This is a genomic window from Acidimicrobiales bacterium (genome assembly GCA_036270875.1).
Classification (GTDB): domain Bacteria; phylum Actinomycetota; class Acidimicrobiia; order Acidimicrobiales; family AC-9; genus AC-9.
The window spans coordinates 1-19403 of the sequence record DATBBR010000057.1 but is presented as its reverse complement, the minus strand read 5'-3'; the positions used below and the strand labels follow the sequence as shown (position 1 = coordinate 19403).

The 19403-nt window shown below is 71.6% G+C and carries 14 protein-coding genes; 5 read left to right on the top strand and 9 right to left on the bottom strand.

Annotation, left to right across the window (positions count from 1 at the left end; genetic code table 11):
• Positions 1-25: 25 nt before the first annotated feature.
• The 3 genes from VH112_06565 to VH112_06555 are packed head-to-tail and all read right to left on the bottom strand — an operon-like array spanning position 26 to position 4633.
• Positions 26-1261, bottom strand: coding sequence for an adenylate cyclase regulatory domain-containing protein (locus tag VH112_06565; protein ID HEX4539892.1), 1236 nt, complete (start codon positions 1259-1261; stop codon positions 26-28).
• Positions 1258-3612 (bottom strand): hypothetical protein, encoded by a 2355-nt coding sequence (locus VH112_06560; GenBank protein ID HEX4539891.1) that lies wholly within the window; start codon positions 3610-3612, stop codon positions 1258-1260. Before VH112_06560 ends, VH112_06565 begins: the two co-directional genes overlap by 4 nt.
• Before the next feature lie 10 nt (positions 3613-3622).
• Complete coding sequence (locus VH112_06555; protein HEX4539890.1) at positions 3623-4633, bottom strand: NAD(P)H-dependent glycerol-3-phosphate dehydrogenase; 1011 nt, start codon at positions 4631-4633, stop codon at positions 3623-3625.
• A gap of 25 nt (positions 4634-4658) precedes the next feature.
• Here VH112_06555 and cofC point away from each other — a divergent pair, with 25 nt between their 5' ends.
• The gene (gene cofC, locus VH112_06550; GenBank protein ID HEX4539889.1) at positions 4659-5291 is read left to right on the top strand and encodes a 2-phospho-L-lactate guanylyltransferase; all 633 of its coding nucleotides are present in this window, start codon (positions 4659-4661) and stop codon (positions 5289-5291) included.
• A 7-nt stretch (positions 5292-5298) separates the two neighbouring features.
• A complete protein-coding gene (locus tag VH112_06545) occupies positions 5299-6060 on the top strand; it encodes a PIG-L deacetylase family protein (GenBank protein HEX4539888.1) in 762 nt (253 codons plus the stop codon).
• Between the two features lie 61 nt (positions 6061-6121).
• Here the strand turns inward: VH112_06545 and VH112_06540 are convergent, their stop codons facing one another.
• Positions 6122-6652, bottom strand: coding sequence for a hypothetical protein (locus VH112_06540; GenBank protein ID HEX4539887.1), 531 nt, complete (start codon positions 6650-6652; stop codon positions 6122-6124).
• A 197-nt stretch (positions 6653-6849) separates the two neighbouring features.
• On the opposite strand from VH112_06540, the gene VH112_06535 reads away from it, so the two are divergent.
• Positions 6850-7071 carry a hypothetical protein gene (locus VH112_06535; protein HEX4539886.1) on the top strand — a complete coding sequence of 74 codons (222 nt, stop codon included), beginning with the start codon at positions 6850-6852 and terminating at the stop codon, positions 7069-7071.
• A gap of 188 nt (positions 7072-7259) precedes the next feature.
• Entirely contained in the window at positions 7260-10796 is a 3537-nt protein-coding gene (locus tag VH112_06530; protein ID HEX4539885.1) for an adenylate/guanylate cyclase domain-containing protein, read from the top strand.
• 15 nt (positions 10797-10811) lie between these two features.
• Here VH112_06530 and VH112_06525 read toward each other — a convergent pair whose 3' ends face one another.
• Positions 10812-11723 (bottom strand): LLM class flavin-dependent oxidoreductase, encoded by a 912-nt coding sequence (locus VH112_06525; protein ID HEX4539884.1) that lies wholly within the window; start codon positions 11721-11723, stop codon positions 10812-10814.
• A gap of 63 nt (positions 11724-11786) precedes the next feature.
• Here VH112_06525 and VH112_06520 point away from each other — a divergent pair, with 63 nt between their 5' ends.
• A complete protein-coding gene (locus VH112_06520; GenBank protein HEX4539883.1) occupies positions 11787-12779 on the top strand; it encodes a D-2-hydroxyacid dehydrogenase in 993 nt (330 codons plus the stop codon).
• Positions 12780-12797: 18 nt separating this feature from the next.
• Here the strand turns inward: VH112_06520 and VH112_06515 are convergent, their stop codons facing one another.
• The 4 genes from VH112_06515 to VH112_06500 form a co-directional block, all read right to left on the bottom strand.
• Positions 12798-14348 (bottom strand): AMP-binding protein, encoded by a 1551-nt coding sequence (locus VH112_06515; protein ID HEX4539882.1) that lies wholly within the window; start codon positions 14346-14348, stop codon positions 12798-12800.
• A gap of 54 nt (positions 14349-14402) precedes the next feature.
• On the bottom strand, positions 14403-17531 hold the full coding sequence (gene mobF, locus VH112_06510; protein HEX4539881.1) for a MobF family relaxase: 3129 nt from the start codon (positions 17529-17531) through the stop codon (positions 14403-14405).
• 130 nt (positions 17532-17661) lie between these two features.
• Positions 17662-18591 (bottom strand): WYL domain-containing protein, encoded by a 930-nt coding sequence (locus VH112_06505; GenBank protein ID HEX4539880.1) that lies wholly within the window; start codon positions 18589-18591, stop codon positions 17662-17664.
• A partial coding sequence (locus VH112_06500) for a WYL domain-containing protein (protein HEX4539879.1) occupies positions 18588-19403 on the bottom strand: 816 nt, incomplete at its 5' end. The genes VH112_06500 and VH112_06505, both read right to left, overlap by 4 nt.

Below are 19403 nucleotides of genomic sequence, written 5' to 3'. Positions count from 1 at the left end.
CGGCCGACGACTGACGAATGGGGCCCTACTCCTCCCGTTCATCGCGATCCCGCCGCTCCTCGCGCCGCTCCTCCCGCCGGTCGGTCGCCCGATCCCGGAGCTCGCTCGCCCGGGCCCGCAGCTCGGCGGCGGCAGGCAGCACGCCCGGAAGGCCGCGCCGACGGCTCCAGGACCAGCGGCCGTCGGAGGGCGGCTCCGTCCCCGCCCAGTGCAGCGCCCACAGCTGCACCCGTCCCACATCCTTCAGGGTGCGGGGCCGGAGGGGCTTGAAGGCCAGCTCCTCGTCGTCGCGCAGCGCAGCGTGCACGTCGTCGGACACCAGCACCGTACCGGGGATGGCGATCTTGACGATGCGGCTGGCCAGGTTGACGACCGGCCCGTAGTAGTCACCCTCCATGGCCAGGACCGATCCGCTGGCCAGGCCAACCCGCACGTCCGACAACAGCTCGTCGTCGGCGTAGGCGTCGGCCAGGCGCAGGGCGATCCTCGCTCCTTCCGCAGGGTCGCGCACCACGAACATGACTTCGTCCCCGATCACCTTGACCACCTGTCCCCCGAGCGCGCCGACGGTGTCGAAGGCGAGGGCCTCGAAGCGGCTCACCACCTCGGCGAGCGCCTCGTCGCTCAGCTCCTGGGCGAGCAGGGTGAACCCCACCAGGTCGGCGAAACCTACCGTCGCCTCGATCGTCGCCCCGCTGAGCTCACCCCTGCTGAACGCCAGCATCGCCCGCCGGAACGCGGCCTGGAGGTGCCGGCGCCAGGCGTACTCGAGCAGCCGCCCGATGCTCGGAAGGATGACGTCGAGGCTGCGGAGGAACAGGTCCGCCTTTTCGTCGGGATCGAGATCGTTGCGGGTCAGCGGCGAGGCCGTGACCTCGGCTTCGGCGACGCGCGCCATCGACAGTCCGATGACTCTGGTCATCTGGAGCGCCACCTCGACGTCGGCCAGTCCCTCGTCCATGAACCGCTGAGCGATGGTGAGGGCCTCTACATCGGCATCGGTGAAGTGGCGCTCGTCGTCGGTCACGTCGGTGAAGCCCAGGGCCCGCCAGAAGCGCGCCGTCAGCTCCACCGGCATGCCCGAGCGCTCGGCCACCTCCGTCGCCGTGTAGCGCGGGACACCGGCGACGAGGAGCCGATCGACAGTGAGGAGATAGAGATGGCCCTCGGCCGACGCCCTGTCGATCTCCTCGGCGCTGACGCCGAGCGACTCGAGGAGCGAGCGCATGCGGTCTTCCAAGGCCTTCTCCTGGTCGCTCATCGCGGCCACCCGCCTGAGCGCGCCAGCGCGCCGATCGCGAGCTCGACCTCCCCTCGGGGCTCGACCGACGACCAGCTGGGATCGAGGCCAGGGGCGGTGAGACGGACGGACCCGGCGCCGGGATGGGCCTGGAGCTCCCACCGCAGCACGGCCCGGCCGGCCTCCCAACCCAGCTGGAAGGAGAGCGACCCTCGATGCGTGGGCGCCCCGTGCACCGCGAGGGGACGACCGCACCATTCCTCGGGCAGCATCGTGCACAGCGCCAGGCCGTCGGCGGTCTCCCGCACCAGGAGCTCCCGCACGAAGGAGAGGAAGTCGGCGGTCGCCCACCCGTGGTGACCGTCGCCCATGCACCCGTCGCCGAGCAACGGGTGAATGGCCTCTGGCCACGTGAACGTGGAACTGGCCGCGCCCACCAGCCACTCGAGGCGGTCGAGGGCTCGTCGGTCACCAGCGGCCAGCTCGACGAAGGCCAACTGGAGCGTCAGATAGGTCCCGAGACCGGTGTGGCTGATGCCGTGGAAGAAGGCTGAGCCGATGAGGAAGCGCTCGCGCACGGCCTCCACCGTCGCGGCCATGGCCGGATCGTGCGGCCGGATCAGCCCGAGCGGATGACAGGCCACCAGCGACCCGATGATGCCGGGGTCGACACGGCGGTGCGGCCCGGCGGGTATCACCAGGGTGCCCAGGTGCCGAGAGGTCCGCTCCATCGACGCCCAGAGGTCGGCTCGCATCCCGGCCGCCCACTCGTCGGCGCGCGCCGCCGCCGCCTCGTCGCCGGCCACCCGCAACAGAGGCGCGGCGTCGACGAGGCCCCGGAGCGACCAGAAGTCGTCCCAGAAGAAGTAGTCGAACGGTCCGAGGTGCTCAGCAGAGACGCCCGCGGGCATCAAGCCCTCGAGCGCCGGGTCAGAGCGGCGCGAGCGGGGCTTGGTGTGGCGCTTGTGCTCGATCCACGCCGCGGCACGGGCGATCGTTGGGGCCAGGCGGGCCACCAGCTCGTCGTCGCGGCTCAGGCGCCAGTGCTCGGCGAGCGACCACAGTGCCGCCCCGTTGGCGTCCCATTCCTGGCGCTGACTGAAGAAGAACCCGTCGTGGCCCTGTCGGTCGGGATACGAGGCGAGCACCTCGGCCGCCTCGGCGTGGAAGCCGTATCGGTTGAGGGCGGCGAGGAGGTAGGCCGCGTCACGAAACCAGAACCGGTGGTACGTGAACGGCCCCGGCATCACGTCGGTGCCCTCGTGGGACAGCACCAGGAAACGCCGGCAGGCATCCACAGCGTCAGCCAACCGCCCGCGCGGCAGGACCAGATCCGTGCCCCGATCGGTGCGGGTGCGCCAGTCGCGGGCCGTCGCTGCGCTCGATGGCAGGGTGGCTGGCAGCTCGGGCACCCGCTCGGCCCGACGTCGGGCCAACCGCCGCCGGCGGGTGCGCCGCTCGGCGACGAGGGGCAGGGCCACCCGGTGCGTGGCCTCAGGCGCCAGCGGGAGCACCAGCGCGAGCTGGGCCAGGCCCACCTCACAGCGAAGTGACAAGTTGCGCTGGGGCCCCGCTCCACCGTGCAACACGGTGGTGGCCGAGTCACCGCCCGCGAACGTCGAACCGGCGACGGCGCTCGGCGGGCGGGGCAGCAGGAGAGCGGGCCGGCCGTCGACCATGACGGTGCGATCCTCCAGGGCGATCCTCTCCACCACGGCGAGGCCCTCGGGGTTGTAGGGCCGGACAGCCAAGGCGACGACGAGGGGATGTCGAGACCGGTTCTCGAGCTCGACGACCAGGAGCTCGGTCCCGCTCACGGCGTCTCTGGCGCCGGTCATCACCGCGTAGACGCGATGGGCAGCGCGACCGCCCGGCACCACGACGGTCGTCTCCACGACGGGGGTCCCGTCGACGAGGCGCTGGTGGGTCGCGCCGTCTCGTGACGGCAGGTGCCACCCGTCCTCCGACTCGACCCACCAGTCGAGTGACCATCCGTCGTACCACGGCGTCACCAGACCACGAGGATCCACGATGCCCTTGCGCGACGAGCCAGGGTTGCCGACCATCGTCCACGCCCGACCGGTCACGTTCGTCAGTAGCGGAAGGTGCCCGCGAGGCACGAACGCCGGAGATCGCGGGTCCAGCTGCCGCTCGAGCCACCACGGCCAGACCCAGTCCATGGCCAGCTGCGCCGCGGCGCGGGTGCGGACGGCCCGGAAGACGGTCCGGGCGCCCACCGGCAGCAGCTCGCCGGGCATCTCGACCTCGACCGTCTCGCCCAGGCGCTGGAACGTCGACAGGTAGCGGACGATGTCGTCGGTGATGCGCAGTCGGCCCATGGCTCGACGCAACATCCAGGTACGGATCCCCATGGGATTGACCTCAGCCGCGGATGCCGTACAGCTCGGTCTTCGCCTCCCTCTGCATCAGATCGATGATCGCCTCCGGCACGGTCTTGCCGTCGCGGATGACGGCGGCCACCTGCTCGGCGATAGGCATCTCGACACCGTGCCGGGTGGCGAGCTCGACGACAGGTCCCGACGTCTTCACACCCTCGGCGACCATGCGCATCTCGGCCACGATCTCGTCGATCTGGCGGCCCTGGCCAAGCGCCTCACCGACGTGGCGATTGCGGCTCTGACGGCTGATGCACGTGGCGACCAAGTCACCCATGCCGGCCAGCCCCGAGAACGTGAGGGGGTCGCCACCAATGGCGATGCCGAGCCGGGTGATCTCGGCGAGACCTCTGGTGATAAGCGTGGCGCGGGTGTTGTCGCCGAAGCCCATGCCGTCGGTCATGCCGGCGGCGATGGCGATGACGTTCTTCAGCGCCCCGGCGATCTCGCAGCCGATCACGTCGGGGTTGGTGTACACCCGGAACATCCCACTCGAGAACAGGTGCTGCAGCTCGGTAGCGATGCCTTCGTCGGCCATGGCCACGACGCTCGCCGCCGGTTGGCCGGCCAGCACCTCCCGCGCCAGGTTGGGGCCCGTGAGGACACCCACTGGACGAGACGAACCGGGCGCCACCTCTTCGACGACCTCACTCATGCGCTTGAGCGAGTCCTGCTCGATGCCCTTGGCCAGGCTGATCACCGGGGTGGAGGTGGTGAGGTACGGCGCCATATCCGCGGTCACGCTCCGGAAGCCGTGCGACGGGACACCCATCACCACCACGTCGGCACCGGCGACAGCCTCCTCGAGCGACGCCGTGGCACCCAAACGGTCCGGAAGCTGGATGCCGGGCAGATACGAGCCGTTGACGTGGTCGACAGCGATCTCCTGTGCCAGCTCGGGGCGCCTGGCCCACAGCGTCACAGGCGCGTTCGTGGCGACGAGCGCCGCCACTGCTGTTCCCCATGAGCCAGCCCCGACGACTGCGACCCTGGTCACCACGCCGCCACCCTAGACTGGCTGGGTGGGACGCGAGGGCGTGAGCTCATCGCCGGGGCAACAGGGTCAACGGTCGCCGGACGCCCTCCGTATCGGTCCCGAAGCCGTGCTCGTGCCGGTCAAGGCCTTCGCCGAGGCGAAGCGACGCCTGGCTCCTGCCCTCCCCCCGGCGGAGCGTGCGAGCCTCGCCCGGTCCATGGCCGAGCGCGTCGTGGCCGCCGCTGGCACCCTTCCCGTCGCCGTGGTCTGCGATGACAACGACGTCGCCGTGTGGGCTCGCCAGCGGGGCGCGCTGGTGATCTGGGAGCCGGAACGGGGACTGAACAGGGCGGTGGAGGCTGGTGTCAGTCGCCTCGGGGCCGCCGGAGCGGTGCGGGTGACCGTTGCCCACGGCGACCTGCCGCTCGCCGCCGATCTCACGTGGGTCGGTCGCTTCCCGGGAGTGACGCTCGTCCCCGACCGTCATCACGACGGCACCAACGTGGCGTGCGTGCCCACCGCGGTCGGATTCACGTTCTCGTACGGACCAGGCTCGTTCCTTCGTCACGAGCACGAGGCGCGCCGTCTGGGCCTGCCGCTCCGGGTCGTGGACGAGCCCCTCCTGGCGTGGGACGTGGACCAACCAGCCGATCTCGACTACAGGCACTCTCGGTCATGAGAACCCGGTGACATCGATTTCGGAGGAGGGATCGGACGCACCGACCGGGTCGAACCTGGCCACCCCCAGTTGCGCGCTGGCGGTGGGGGCCCATCCTGACGACATCGAGTTCGGGTGCGGCGCCACGCTCGCCAAGTGGGCCTCCGCCGGATGTCGCATTCGACATCTGGTGTGCACGGACGGTGCCAAGGGCTCCTGGGATCCGTCTCAGGACCTCGCCAGCCTCGTCCGCATCCGCCAGGATGAGCAGCGGGCCGCGTCGAAGTCGCTCGGCGGCGAGGGAGACGTCGTCTTTCTTGGCTGGCCCGACGGCGAGCTCGAGGCCGGCCTTCGCCAGCGCCGGCAGCTCTGCTCCTGGATCCGCATCATCCGGCCCGACGTCGTGCTCGGCCACGATCCCTGGAAGCGCTACCGCCTCCATCCGGACCACCGCAACGCCGGGTTCCTTCTCACCGATGCCATCGTGGCGGCGCGCGATCCACACTTCTTCCCCGAGCAAGAAGTGCCGCCGCACCGTCCGTCGGCGCTGCTGCTGTGGGAGGCCGACGAGGCGGACCACTTCGAAGACGTCTCGGGGTTCGTGGACGCCAAGCTGGAGGCCCTGCTCGCCCATCGAAGCCAGTTCCGCTCGACCATGCGCATCGAAGCGTCCACATCCCGCGACGAGACGGCGCGATTTCGCGATCGCGTGGTCCAACGGCACGCCGATGAGGGCCGCCGCGCCGGGTTCGGCGCGGCCGAGGCCTTCAAGCTGATGAGCGACATCTGACCGCCGCCTCAGACCTCGCCGGCCCGCCCTGCCCTCGGGCCCGCCTTCCGGGGCCGCCGAGTTAGGCCTTGGCGGCCCTCTTGGCTGTCGACTTGCGAGCCCGAGACGCCGCGGTGGCCTTGGTGCCCTTTCGCGCCGGCGCTCTCGTGGTCTTGCGAGCCCTACCCTTCACCGTCTTGCGGGCGGGCGCCTTGGTCGACTTTCGAGCAGGAGCCCGCGTCGTCTTGCGAGTGGTCTTTCGGGTCGCCTTGCGGGCCGTAGCCTTGCGGGCCGGAGCCTTGCGGGCCGTCTTACGGGCCTTCGTCGTCTTGCGGGCCGGCGCCTTGGTCGCCTTGCGGACGGTCTTTCGGGCCTTCGCCGTCTTGCGGGCCGGAGCCTTGGTCGTCTTGCGAGCGGCCTTGGTGGTCTTGCGCGCCGTGGTACGGCCCGTCGCCCGCGACTTCTTGGCCAGCGACTTCGACGTCTTGGACGCCGACTTGCTGGCCTTCTTGGCCAGGCTGCGGCCCCGCCGCTGGGCGGTCTGTCTAGCTCTGCCCGTCGCGCCTGCGACCCGCTTCTCTGCGGCCGAAGCCGCCTTTCTGATGGCTGTCATCGAATCACCTATCGCTTTCTGGCGGCCTTCGCCGTCCTCGTGGTGTTCGCACCGCTTCCGTAACGGTCGACATCACCGCGTCGTAGTTTCCATGTAATGAAAAAGGTTCTTGGCCGCGAGGTCAAGTTTTTCCTTGACGCGAAGGGTTTTGCTCTCGCGATGGACGCCGGCGCGGTACTTCGCGAGTCTTTCGACTGGTGGAAGCGCTGCCGGACGGCATGTACGACGTCATGATCGTGGATGTCGAGACCGATGAACGCCAACACGTTCGGATCGACGTCGTCATCACGGCGGGATCGCATCGCGGTGAAGTCGTGCCGCTGCGCGCATCGCCGATGCAAAGGGAGCCGCTCGACCTCTTGGGCCTTCCGGCACGCCTCGCGGTGAAGGACGGTACGCCCGCTCTGAAGATGGATTGACGACGACTGGGCCCACTCAGCCGCCTCCGCCCCGCCATCAGGGCCACGACGCTCGTGACTGGGATCGGGCCATTCGATGGGGGCAAAGAACGCCGATGGCATTATCCTGACTGGCGATGACCTGCCCATCCTGCGGGAACACGCTGCCGGAGGGGGCTCGATTCTGCCCCGGATGCGGGCAGTCGATCGTGACGCACGGCTCGCGGGGCGATGAGCGGCGGGTCGTCACCGTGGTGTTCGCCGATCTCGTCGGCTTCACCACCTTGAGCGAGGCGATGGACCCCGAGCAGGTCAAGAACCTCGTGGACCGCTGCTTCGAGCGACTGGCCGCCGACATCACCGCCTTCGGCGGGAGGGTCGACAAGATCGTGGGTGACGCCATCGTCGCCTTGTTCGGCGCTCCGGTCGCCCACGAGGACGATGCCGAACGGGCGGTGCGGGCGGCTCTGCAGATGCAATCGAGTGTCGTGGCGCTCTCGGGTGAGCTCCAGTCCGTCCGCATGCGCATCGGCGTCAACACCGGCGAGGTTCTGGTCGGCGCCCTGCGGGCCGGCGGCGACTACACGGCGATGGGCGACGTGGTCAACGTGGCCAGCCGGCTGCAGACCATGGCCGATCCGGGTCAGGTGCTCGTGGGCTCTCCTACTCGGTCGAGCACCGCCGCAGTGGTGCGCTATGAGCCGGCGGGCATGCTGCAGACCCGCGGCCGGGACGGGACCGTCGAAGCATGGATCGCGCTCGAATGTCTTGCTCCGCCTGGGCGCCGGCCGGCCCGGGTGGACGGTCCGCTGGTCGGTCGCCGCGAGGAGCTGGGCCTGCTCCAGCATGCAGTCGGCGCCGCGGTCGCTCGGAGTCGGGCACAACTGGTAGTCCTGCTCGGCGACGCGGGAGTCGGCAAGAGCCGCCTCGCCCGCGAGCTCGCCGATTGGGCGGTCCAGGAGCACGACGCCACACTGCTGGAGGGGCGCTGCGTGCCCTACGGGGAAGCCAACGTCTGGTGGCCGATGGCGGAGATGATGCGCCAGGCGTGCGCCATCGAGCCTTCCGACTCGGCCGACGAGATGCTGGCCAAGTGCCGGTCCGCGGTCGCCACGGTCACCGGCGTCGACGTCGCCGGCACCGAGGCGGAGCGGCTGGCGACTGCTCTCTCCTTCCTCATGGGCGATCAGGACGCGCTGGCCAACGTCGACCCAGGTCGAACCCGCGACGAGGTGCGTCTGTCGCTGTTGACCTTTCTCGATGGGCTCGCCCGCCGTCGCCCCCTGGTGTTGGCGCTGTCAGAGCTCCACTGGGCGGACGAGCTGGTCTTCGACGCCATCGACGATCTCCTCGATCGGCTGCATCACCTCCCGCTCGTGCTCATGGCCACGGCCCGTCCCGAGATCCAGCCTCGGTGGTCTCCCAGGGCGGGCCGCCACAGCGAGGTCGTGCTGCACGTCGATCCCCTCACCCTCGTCGAAGGCCGCCAGCTGCTCGCCTCGCTGTCGGGGAACGAGCTGCAGCCGGGGCTTCAGGACGCGCTCCTCGAGCGGAGCGGGGGCAACCCCTTGTTCCTGGAAGAGCTCTCGGCTCTGCTCGACGATGCCAGCCGCAGCGAGCAGGACGTGCTCGGCGAGGTCGGCCGGCGGGGCGCGGAGCTCCCTGCGACCCTGCGCGGCCTGGTGGCAGCCCGCCTCGACGTGCTCAGCCGCGACGAGCGCGCCGTCGTGGAGGACGCGTCGGTGGTGGGCCTGCGCGGCGGTCTCGAGGCCCTCACCACCTTGGCGATGGCACGGGGCGCGCCAGAGATCGGTCCCGTCATCGAGGAGCTGGCGGCCACGGACGTTCTCGCCATGCAGGGTGACACGTGGGCTTTCCGATCCGGGTTGGCGCGTGAGGTCGCGTACGAGATCCTGACCAAGGCCGACCGGGCCCGAAGGCACTACGCCCTGGCATCATGGTTGTCCGAGAGCACCCAGCAGACCGACCGCCAGCATGAGGTGGTCGAGCAGCTGGCCCACCACTACAGCCAGGCCTCGGCGCTCACCGCCGAGGTGGGAGCGGTCGGCGGGATCCCGATCGACGTGTGGCGGTCGGCGCTGGAGTTCACCACTCTGTCAGCCGACCGCTCACGCCAGCGGGGGTTCTATCAAGTGGCCGTGGACCTCCTGTCACGGGCCGTGGCGGTCATTCCGCCGGGCGAGGACGCAACCCGTCGTGAGGTGCTGCTGGAGCGGGCCGATGCCATGGCCTATCTGCGCGAGCCCGGCGCGGCGCGTGCCGACATCGACAGCGCGCTGGCTTCCGCGTCCGCGCAGGGCGACCAGCGCGCCGTGGCCCGGGCGCTCACCGTGCTCGGCCATGTCGAGCAGGCCGAGGGTTCCTTCCACGCATCGAGCGCCACCCTCGAACGGGCGACTCGCATCTGGCGCGACGTTGGTGACGATCATGGTGAAGCCGAGGCCTTCAGCAAGCTGGGCACGACCCGCTCGCTCATGGGCGACCCGGACGGGGCAGAGGCGGCCATGACGACCGCTCTCACGACCTTCCGTGCCCTCGGCTCGCGTCGAGAGGAGGCCTGGGCTCTCTGGAACCTGGCCGAGATCGCCTACGCACTCGGTCGCCTGACCGAGGCGGAGGAGCGCCTCAGCGAGGCGGGAAGCACCTTCATCGAGGCAGGGGACTGGGGAGGGCTCGGCTGGACCAAAGGGCTCCTCGGGTTCGTCCGCTTCTTCCAGGGTCGCCGAGATGAAGCAGAGGCGCTGGCGACGCACATCCTCGGCGAGGTGCGCCAGGGCGGCGACCGGTGGGCGTTGGCGATGGTGCAGTTCCTGCTGGGCTCGGTGGCGCTGTGGCAGGGGCGGACGAACGAGGCCATCGAGCGGAGCCAGGAGGCGGCCCGGCTGTTCCGCGAGCTTCAGAACGGCGACGCCCTGAGAGCTGAGGGCGTCCTGATCAGGGCCCGTGCCGCCGCAGGCGAGGTCGAGGCGGCGTTCGCATTGGCCCGGGAGAACCTGATGAGCGCCCTGGCGCACGCAGGGTCGAACGAATGGACCTCCTCCAAGGCCGGCCTGGTGTACGGGCTGGTGCAGGGGGCGGGGCTGGTGCTCGCGGGCACCGCCATCCACGTGGGCGACGGCGAACAGGCGCTGTCGGTCCTGAGCGAGCTGTCGCAGCTGTCGACCGGCGCGGTCAGCGAGCTGGCCACGACCGAGGTCGACACGGCTCACGGCGCCGCCCTGGCCCAGGTCGGACGGTTCGACGAAGCGATCGATCGGCTGGAGCAGGCGGGCGCCGGCGCAGCGGCGGCCGGCCCGCGCGCCAATGCGTTGTCGCTGCTCGCCCTGGCCTACGCCGGCGCCCATCGGGCCGAGGACGCGATCGACGCGGCCCGCATGACGGCGTCGCTCGAGGAGGCGACCTATCTCGATCGGGCCGTCGCCGAGGTCGCCCGAGGCTTCGCGTCCGTGCAGCTCGGTCGTCCCGACGAGGCAGAGGAGGCGTTCTGCGCCGCCCGGTCCGGACTCGACGACACCGGCGACCGGACCCAGCAGGCCATCGTTCGCCTCGCTCGCGCGCGCGGCCTGGAGGCTACTGACGGGCCCGAGGCATCGGCGGCCCTGGCCGACGCCCAGACCGCGCTCGCCCGCATCGGCATCACGGCGGAGGGATGGGACAACGCGTTCCGCGCCGCTGCTGGTGGCGGGCCGCTCGCCGAGTCCGTGCCCACCGCCAGCCGGCAGTGAGCGCATCGGTCCCGCTCAGGACACCCGGGCGGGGTCCTGAAGGCTGAGCACGTGATCGGCGACCTCGTCGAGCTCGTCCGCCCACCGGTCGGGCTCGATCGCCGGGACGACGACCAGCTTCGAGAACCCGCGGTCGATGAAGGATTCGAGTCGCCGGCGCAGCGCTGCGAGCCCTGACAGGACCAGCTCGCCAGGGTCGACATCCGGTCGGCGCGCGGCCAGCGCCTGGGCCAAGCGATCGGGCAGTGGGCCGCGTGAGTAGATGACGAGGGCGCCGAAATGCTCCGGGTCGATCCATCGTCCGGCCCGGTCCGCCGCCTCCTCCACGATCTTGCGGCCGGCGGCGGCTTCGTCAGGAGTGCAGAAGCTCGGCAGCCAGCCGTCGCCCAGCCTGCCCGTGCGGCGCAGCTCGCTGGGAACCCGGCCGCCGAGCCAGACATCGGGAGGGCGCTGCACGGGCTTGGGCTGGATGGTCAGCCCGCTGTAGACGAAACGGGGACCCTCGTGGTCGACGGCATCCTCGGCCCACATCCGGCGGATGAGGGGCAGCGCCTCGTCGAACCACGCCGCCCGTTCCTCTCGCCGCACGCCGAAAGCCTGCTGCTCGTGGGGCTCGGCCACCCCCAGCCCGAACGCGGGCAGCAGGCGGCCGTCGGAGAGGACGTCGAGGCTCGCCAGCTCCTTGGCGAGCACTGCCGGGTTGCGCCCCGGCAGCACCAGCACGCTGGTGCCAAGCTTCAGGCGTTCGGTCCGACCCGCTGCCACCGCCAGCCCCACCACCGGATCGGGAGCGACGCCGGTGAGCCGCTCCGACAGCCACAGCGAGTCGAACCGCTGGCGCTCCAAGCCGTCGACCAGCTCGGTGAAGCGCTGGCGCCCGCCGCCACCCGCAGCGGTGCCGAGGCCGTAGCCGATGCGTACCTTCATGGATGGCCAGCCTAGGAGGTGCGCTTGCAGCGATCAGCCGCGCCCGACCAGGATGATCTCGCGATGAGCCAGGACGACAAGCCGGTCGGAGTAGCCGCCACGCGCGGGGCACAGGAGACGCTCACGGCCCTCGACCGGAGCGGGCAGCTGCCGCGCCCTATCCGACCGGTTTCGGTTCACCGCGACGGGCGGGTCGACAAGGCCGAGGCCGCCGGCGTGACCGCGCTGTGGCGGCCCGGGCTCTCGTCTCGTGAGTGGCTGCTGGCCGCCGTCGACCACCTTCCGGATCTGACATGGGTCCACTCCGACGCGGTGGGGGTCGACAGCCTGCCGGTGGCCGAGCTGGCCGGGCGCGGCATCGTCCTCACCAACGGGGCCGGGAGCTTCTCCCGCCCGATGGCCGAGTGGGTCATGCTGGCCATCCTCTCGGCGGCCAAGCGCTTCCCCCGGTTCGTGCGGCTCTCGGATGGCGGCGTCTGGGATCCCAGCCCCCTTCTGAGCGAGCTCGACGGCGGCGTGGTCCTGCTCCTCGGCCTCGGCTCGGTCAACAGTCTGGTGGCACCGATGGCCGCCGCCTTCGGCATGGAGGTCAGGGCCGTGGCCCGCCAGGCTCGTGTCGGCCTCCCCGCCGGCGTGAACCGCATGGTGGCGCCGGACGAGTGGCGGGCGGAGCTCCCCGACACGGACTACGTCGTGCTCGGGCTGCCCCTCACGCCGGCCACGGCCAACAGCATCGATGCCGACGCCCTGGGGGCCATGAAGCCCACGGCCTGGCTGGTGAACGTGGCCCGCGGGGCGCTGGTCGACGAGGCCGCCCTTGTGCGCGCCCTCGACGCGGGCCAGATCGGCGGCGCCGTGCTCGACAGCTTCGTCGAGGAGCCCCTGCCCGAAGGCCATCCCCTGTGGCGACGCGAGAACGTCATCATCGTGCCCCACTTCACCTGGTCCTCACCGCGGGCGGTGGACCGCATCCAGGAGCTCTTCGCCTCCCAGCTCGCCCGCTGGCTCTCGGGGACCCCCCTGGCCAACGTCGTCGACGCCGTCGCCGGCTACTGAATCACCAGACGCGTCGCGTCAGTTGATCCGGCGTTCCCGGTCCTGCCAGTAGGGGGAGCGGAGCTTGAACTTCTGCAGCTTGCCCGTGGCCGTGCGGGGCAGGCTGTCCCGCAGCTCCACCGATGTCGGACACTTGAAATGCGCCAAGCCGTTGCGACAGAACTCGATCAGCTCGGCCTCGTCGACCGCCGCACCGGGCCGGGCGACCACCAGCGCCTTGACCGTCTCGCCCCAGCGCTGGTCGGGTACCCCGATCACCGCCACCTCGGCCACGGCCGGATGCTGGTACAGGTGGCCCTCGACCTCGATGGAGGAGACGTTCTCGCCTCCGCTGATGATCACGTCCTTCTTGCGGTCCTCGATCGCGAGGTGAGGACCGTCCATGAAGCCGCCGTCGCCCGTGCGGAACCACCCCTCTCCGAGGACGGCCTCCGACTCTTTGGGCTGCCGCCAGTAGCCGGCGAACACGTGGTTGGAGCGCGCCAGCACCTCGCCCTCGTCGTCGGTGCGGACCTTGACACCCACCGCCGGGAGCCCCGCCCGGCTGAGCCGGCGCGCCCGCTCGGGCGGATCGAGGGCGTCCCACTCCAGCGGAGCACGGTTCACGGTGAGCAACGGCGAGGTCTCGGTCAAGCCGTAGATCTGGATGAACTCCCAACCGAGCTCGTCGCCCACGCGCTCGATGATCTTCGACGGCGGCGGCGCGCCCGCGACCACGATTCGGACCGCCCCTGCGCCCGGCACCGTGCGGCCCTGCTCCCGACGAGCTGCTGCGGCGTCCAGCACGGCGGCCACCACGGCAGGAGCGCCACACATGAGGGTCACGCCCTCGGACTCCACCCGAGCGAGGATCTCCTCACCGTCGACCTTGCGCAGGACGACGTGACGGGCGCCCATCCCGGTCGCCGCGTAGGGCATGCCCCAACCGTTGCAGTGGAACATCGGCAACGTGTGGAGCAGCACGTCCCGGTCGGTGACGGTCGTGTGCCATCCGAAGGTGACCGCGTTCAGCCAGCAGTTGCGGTGCGTGAGCTGCACACCTTTCGGTCGGGCCGTGGTGCCGGAGGTGTAGTTGATGCTGCAGGTGGCGCGCTCGTCCGGCTCCCATCGGTTCGGGCCGGCGGCGTCGTCGCCGAGCTCGGCGAAGAGCTCACGGTCCTGCACTCCGTCGAGCACGATGCGCTCTTTGACGTTCACGTCGGCCAGTGCGTCGTCCAGCTCGGGGTCGACCAGGAGGACCGTGGACCCCGAGTGGTCGATGATGTAGCCGACCTCCTGGGTGTTCAACCGGAAGTTGACCGGCACGAGCACCCGCCCGAAGCCGCTGACGCCGAAGTACGACACCAGGAACCGTCCCGAGTTGGGGCTCACGATGGCCACCCGCTCCGCTGGGCCGATGCCCATGTGGTCGAGGGCAGCGGCCATTCCTCGCGCCCGCCGGTGCAGCTGGGCGTAGGTCAGCCGGCCGAACGAGCCCCTCTCGCCGGGCTCGTCGACCAGGGCGACCCGGTCGCCGTAGGCGAAGCCCGCCCGTTCGAGGAAGTCGCCGACCGTAAGCGGTACCTCCATGACGCCCCCTCTCGACGTGGTCAGCAGGCGGGGTCAACTTATCCCACGGCCACGTCAGCTGGCGCGGCCGAGGCCAGCCTGCTCCAGGATGGGGCCGCCCCGGGAGGCCGGCTCCGGCGACCGCTCGATCGCCAGCTCCGGACGCAGCTGACGCTGGGCGCGCTCGAGCTGGCGCTGGGCCGCGTCCCGCTGCAGGTGCTGCGACGGCGACGTGGGGCGGCCACCCACTGCCAGGTGACGGTCGTCCACTCCCCACCGCTCCCGGTAGCTCTCGACCGCCAGCGCCGCCTGGCGCCACGCCGCCCGCTCGCCGGGCGCCGACGGACGCGGACCGAGCTCGGCCACCAGGTAGGCGGGGGGCGAGACCTCTGCCGCTCTGACCAGGGCCCGTTGTCTGTGGCTCGTCGCCTGAACGAGGATCTCGCGGCTCGCCAGGTCGGAGCGCCGCGACAGCAGTCCTGCCGACCGGCTGGCGGCGTCGGCCTCCAGCTCGCAGCGGCGGTCGCCCAACCGGGCGCCCCGGCCCTCCCACCGCCGCACCTCGCCCTCACGGAAGGAGAGCTCGGTGCGAAGATCCTGGGCCTCCTCCCTCGCGGCCCCGCGACCGGTCCATGCTCTCCTGGTCCCGAGGCGCTCCAAGCGCGCCGCGGCATCCGATCGGGCGGACCGGGCGGCGGCCAGCCGGTCGGCGGTCCTGGCCTGCTCCCGGTCGAGGCCCGCCAGCGCGGCCGTGGGGTCCGGAGCGACGGCGCGGGCCAGGCGACGCTCGACGTCGTCGAGACGACGCCCCAGCTGGCCGAGCGACCCGACCAGCTCGGGCGCCGCCGGCCGTTCGGGCCCAGCTCGGTCACCGCTGCGACCGATACTGTCGACGACATAGCGCCGGTCGTCGCCGGCCGCGCCGCGTACCGTTCGGCCTGCACCGAGGACCAGGGCCCGATCCGGCTGCACTTTCCTGGTCTCCCGGGTCGACGTGGCGTAGGCGTGCCGCAGCTCGACCGCCGTCGCCGTGGCCGCGCTCATCGACAGCGTCCGTCCCTGATCGGTGCGGAGGTCGAGCATCCGGCGATCGACGTCCACGCCGGTCACCGTCGCCCGGGTGCCAGTCACCACGCCGGCGCCCCGCCCGCCGCGACCGATCAGGACGCGGTCACCCACTGCCATCTCGCGGCGACCGACCGGCATCGACTCACCGAGCTGGCTGGCGGCGATCAGCTCCGCTCGCGCCGCCGCATTGAGCGTATCGATCTCTCGGCGGCTGGAGGCGACCATGACGGTCTCGCGCCCAGCCTGCCGATCGGCCCACCAGTCGGCCACCACGCGTCGGCGAACGGCCGGGGCCGACGAGCCCACGACGACGGCGCCGCCGTCGGTGCCGCGGTCGACGACCTGGACCCAGCCACTCTCGACGATCCGCTCCGAGGTCGTCGCCGCTCGCGGCGCATCGAGGTCGATCGACCCGAGGTGCTCACCCAACCGACGGAAGGCTCCCGCCTCCACCGCCCGCAGCTGGCGGAGCTCGCCGAGCAGGATGACTTTCGCACCGGCCCGGTCGGCGCCGTCGAGGACCGCCCCGAGAGTGGCGGCGCCCAGTCGGCCGGCGTCGTGCACGACGAGGACATCAGCAGGAGCCGGGCAAGCCGGCCCCGCCAGCTGGGCCAGCACGTCCGCCAGCGGCGTGGTCTCGATGCCGCTGACCGCCTCGAGGTCGGCGGCCTGCTCGGCGCTCGGCGCGCTGGCTACCACCCGCAGACCGGAGGCCTGCCACCCGTCGCGTGCAGCATCCAGGGCGTCGGTCGAGCCCGCCCAGCTGGCACCCGTGGCGACGACCACGCCGGCTCTCGAGCACAGCAGCTCTCGCACCGCGGCCGACTGCGCCGACGGCAGCTGCGGGCGGAGCGACAGGGCCGACTCGAGCGCCGCCGGCTCGGCCACGCCCACGCCGTCGTGACCCCGCCGTCGGGCCGAGTCGACCAGCGCGCGCTCGGCCGCCAGCACCTCGGGGGTCGTCCAGCGCGGCTCCTCCATCTGTCGCGAGGCGCGAGATGGGACGCGCCGGACCAGGTCGGAACCGACCACGGCATCGGCGAGTGCCTCGACCCTCGCCACCTCGGCGCCGTCCGGAAGCAACGAGCAGCACGCCCGCACCACGTCTCGACGCGCGAACGTCGACGCCGAGGCGGTCAGGCCGTCGGGCCCGATGATGGTCCTCATCCAAGCCTCCGTCGGGATGCCACCGTCGGTCGGTTCCGGCCTGCCCGTACCAGTCATCGCCGCCGCGAGCTCGTGTCGACCGAGGCCGGCGTCTTCGGCGCGCGCCCGCCACCCGCCGACGAGTGCCTCGAAGCTGACGTCCAGCTCCTTGGAGCTCCGGGTGGCGAGCTGGGCGACCCGCGCCGCCCTTGGGCCCGACAGACCCTCGTCGGCCAGCCGCGCCTCGATCTCCTGGCGACGCCTCGAGAAGGCCCGCACCACCGAGCGATCGATCCCTTTGACGTCGGCCATGCCCGACCTCAGCGCACCCCACTCCAGACCGAGGCGCCGGCCCAGCTCGTGGCGAAGGTGGGCCTGGTACAGGATGCCGGCGGTCCGGGCGTGCGCATACAGCCCCCGGGCGTCGAACGCCGACCACCGATGATCGCTACCTGCGACGACGTTCGCCACCAGCACGTGGGTGTGGAGATGGGGATCGGGGGCCCGGCTGGTGCGATGGAGGAACGCCGCTCCCACCACGCCATCGACGGCGACGCTGTGGCGGCTGTCGCCGCTGCCGCGGCGAGCAGTGATCGCCTCGCGCTCGAGGTAGCCGACCGCGGCGGCGACAGCCGACTCGTGGGCGAGGCGCACGTGATCGGCCGCGGCCGGCTCCCCGAGGGCGAAGCAGAGGGACACCGATTTGGGTGCCGCGAAGGTCAGGTCGAAGCCTGCGACCCGCACCCGGTCCTGGGCGGGGTTGAGCACCTCGCCCGAGGCGGGGTCGGCACCGGCGAGCACCGCTTCGAGCTCGGCGGCGTCGACGGATCCCCGCAGGCCCAGCGCCGCAGAGGCCCGGCCCAACCAGACCCCGTCAGGCTCCTGGCCGGGACGGCGATGGTCCTCTCTCCCGGCGGCGACGGCTTCCAGGTAGTAGCGGGCGCCGCCCGGTCTGACCTTGGCGATGCTGAGCACGACAGCGCCGATCATAGACTTTCAATGATTTTCATGTCTCGTCGTGGAGGTGGGCGCGGGCGCGGCCGGAGAGGGCGGCGAGCGCCAATTTCGAGCAGGATCAGGAACTCGAGCGGGCCCGGCGCGGCCGCTGTAGGCCCGCTTCTCAGCGGTAGGCGGCCAGGATGCGCTCGGCCGCCCGTCGCCCGGCGTCCACCAGGTCGGGAGGATCGATCACCTCGGCCTCGGGGCCGAGGCGCAGCAGGAGCCGCTCCAGCCAGGCGGTGCCGGAGACGGCCAGGGTCACGACCAAGCCGCCGTCGGCCCCCTCCTCGACCTCGAGGGTGGGGTACGCCTCGACGACCCAGCGGGCGGGACGGGGGATCGACAGGCGCACCAGCCTGGCCTCGGGGCCGGGCGCAAAGACCCGCTCCGGCACCGTACCGGCCGGGGCCTCGACGCCCTCGTGGGCCAGCCGGGCGGCCTGGATCCGGTCGATCCGGAAGAGCCGGACGTCGCCAGCCAGGTGACAGAACCCGTCCAGGTACCAGTGGCCCTCGCTGGAGAACGCCGAGTAGGGATCGACCCGGCGGGTCGTCCGCTCGTCCCGGGAGGCGGAGTAGTAGTCGATCTCGAGCTGGCGACGGTCGGCGATGGCCCGGTGCACGACATCCAGGTAGGCGGGCTCGTCGAGGTCGATGGCGATGCGGCGCCGGTCACCGAGCACCGTCTCGAGCTTGACCAGGGCGCGAGCCAGCGCGCCGTTCGGGTCAGCGCCCGCCACGGCCAGGATGGCTCGGGCCGAGGCGGCCACGGTGAAGCCTTCCGCCGCGCTCAACCGGCGGGGGCGGGCCAGATGGACACCGAGGTTGGCCGACACCCACTCGTCCGACACGATGAGCTCGATGAGCTGGTCCGGCGTGTACGGGGGCAGGCCACAGCAGGCGGCGAGCTCCAGCAGGGCCACCACCTCCCGCTCGGGCATCTCGAACTGGACGGCCACCTCGGAGATGGGCGCCCCGCCCCGGTCGGCCAACCACGGCAGGATGGCTAGCAGCCGTCGGAGCCGGTCGCCGGCGTCGCCCCTCGCGCTCACCGGCCGCTCTCCCGCAGGGGACCGGCGGACGCCGCCGCTGTCTCCAACCACGCCTTCATGCGCTGACGAAGCGGGGCCGGGCTCAGTACCACGGCGTGATCAAGGAGGCCGAGGACCCACGACCTGAACGCGTCCTCATTGGCCACCTCCAGACGGACCAGGATCGAGCCGTCGCGCCGGCGCTCGAGGACGGCGCCCTCGCCGAGCTCGGCCTCGACCAGTTGCGCCTGCCACTGGTCGACCAGCACCTCCGCCAGCGTGACTTCGCCCTCCCCGAGCCGCCAGGGCTCCTCGGGAAATGCGGTGGCGACGTCGAAATCGGCCGGGGGCTCGAAGGCACCGGCTTCACCGACCACCAGGCGGCCGTCCATGCGGTCGACCCGAAAGGTGCGCAACGCCTGCCGCGCCTGGTCCCGCCCCACGAGGTACCAGAACCCGGACCGGAACAGCAGTCCATAGGGCTCGACCCGTCGGTCCTCGGCCCGGTAGCCGAAGCGCACCGAGGCGCGGGCCCGGAGGGCCTCGTGCAGCCGCGGCAACTGGGGCAGCGATGGCAGGGACGCGACCGGGCTGGGGCTGTCGGCGTCGGCGACACCGAGCTTGACCAGCGCTCCGCGCCCGCTGCCGTCGTCGAGGTGGACCCCGGCCACGGCCAGGTTGAGGGCAACCTGCTCATCGTGGTCGAGCCCTAGGGGCGGCAGGTAGTAGTCCTCGGGCCGGATGCGATAGCCCCACTGCTCCTCGGACTCGACCGGCTCGACGGCGATCGGTATCCCCTCCTCCCGGAGGGTGCGCTTGTCGCGCTCGAACGC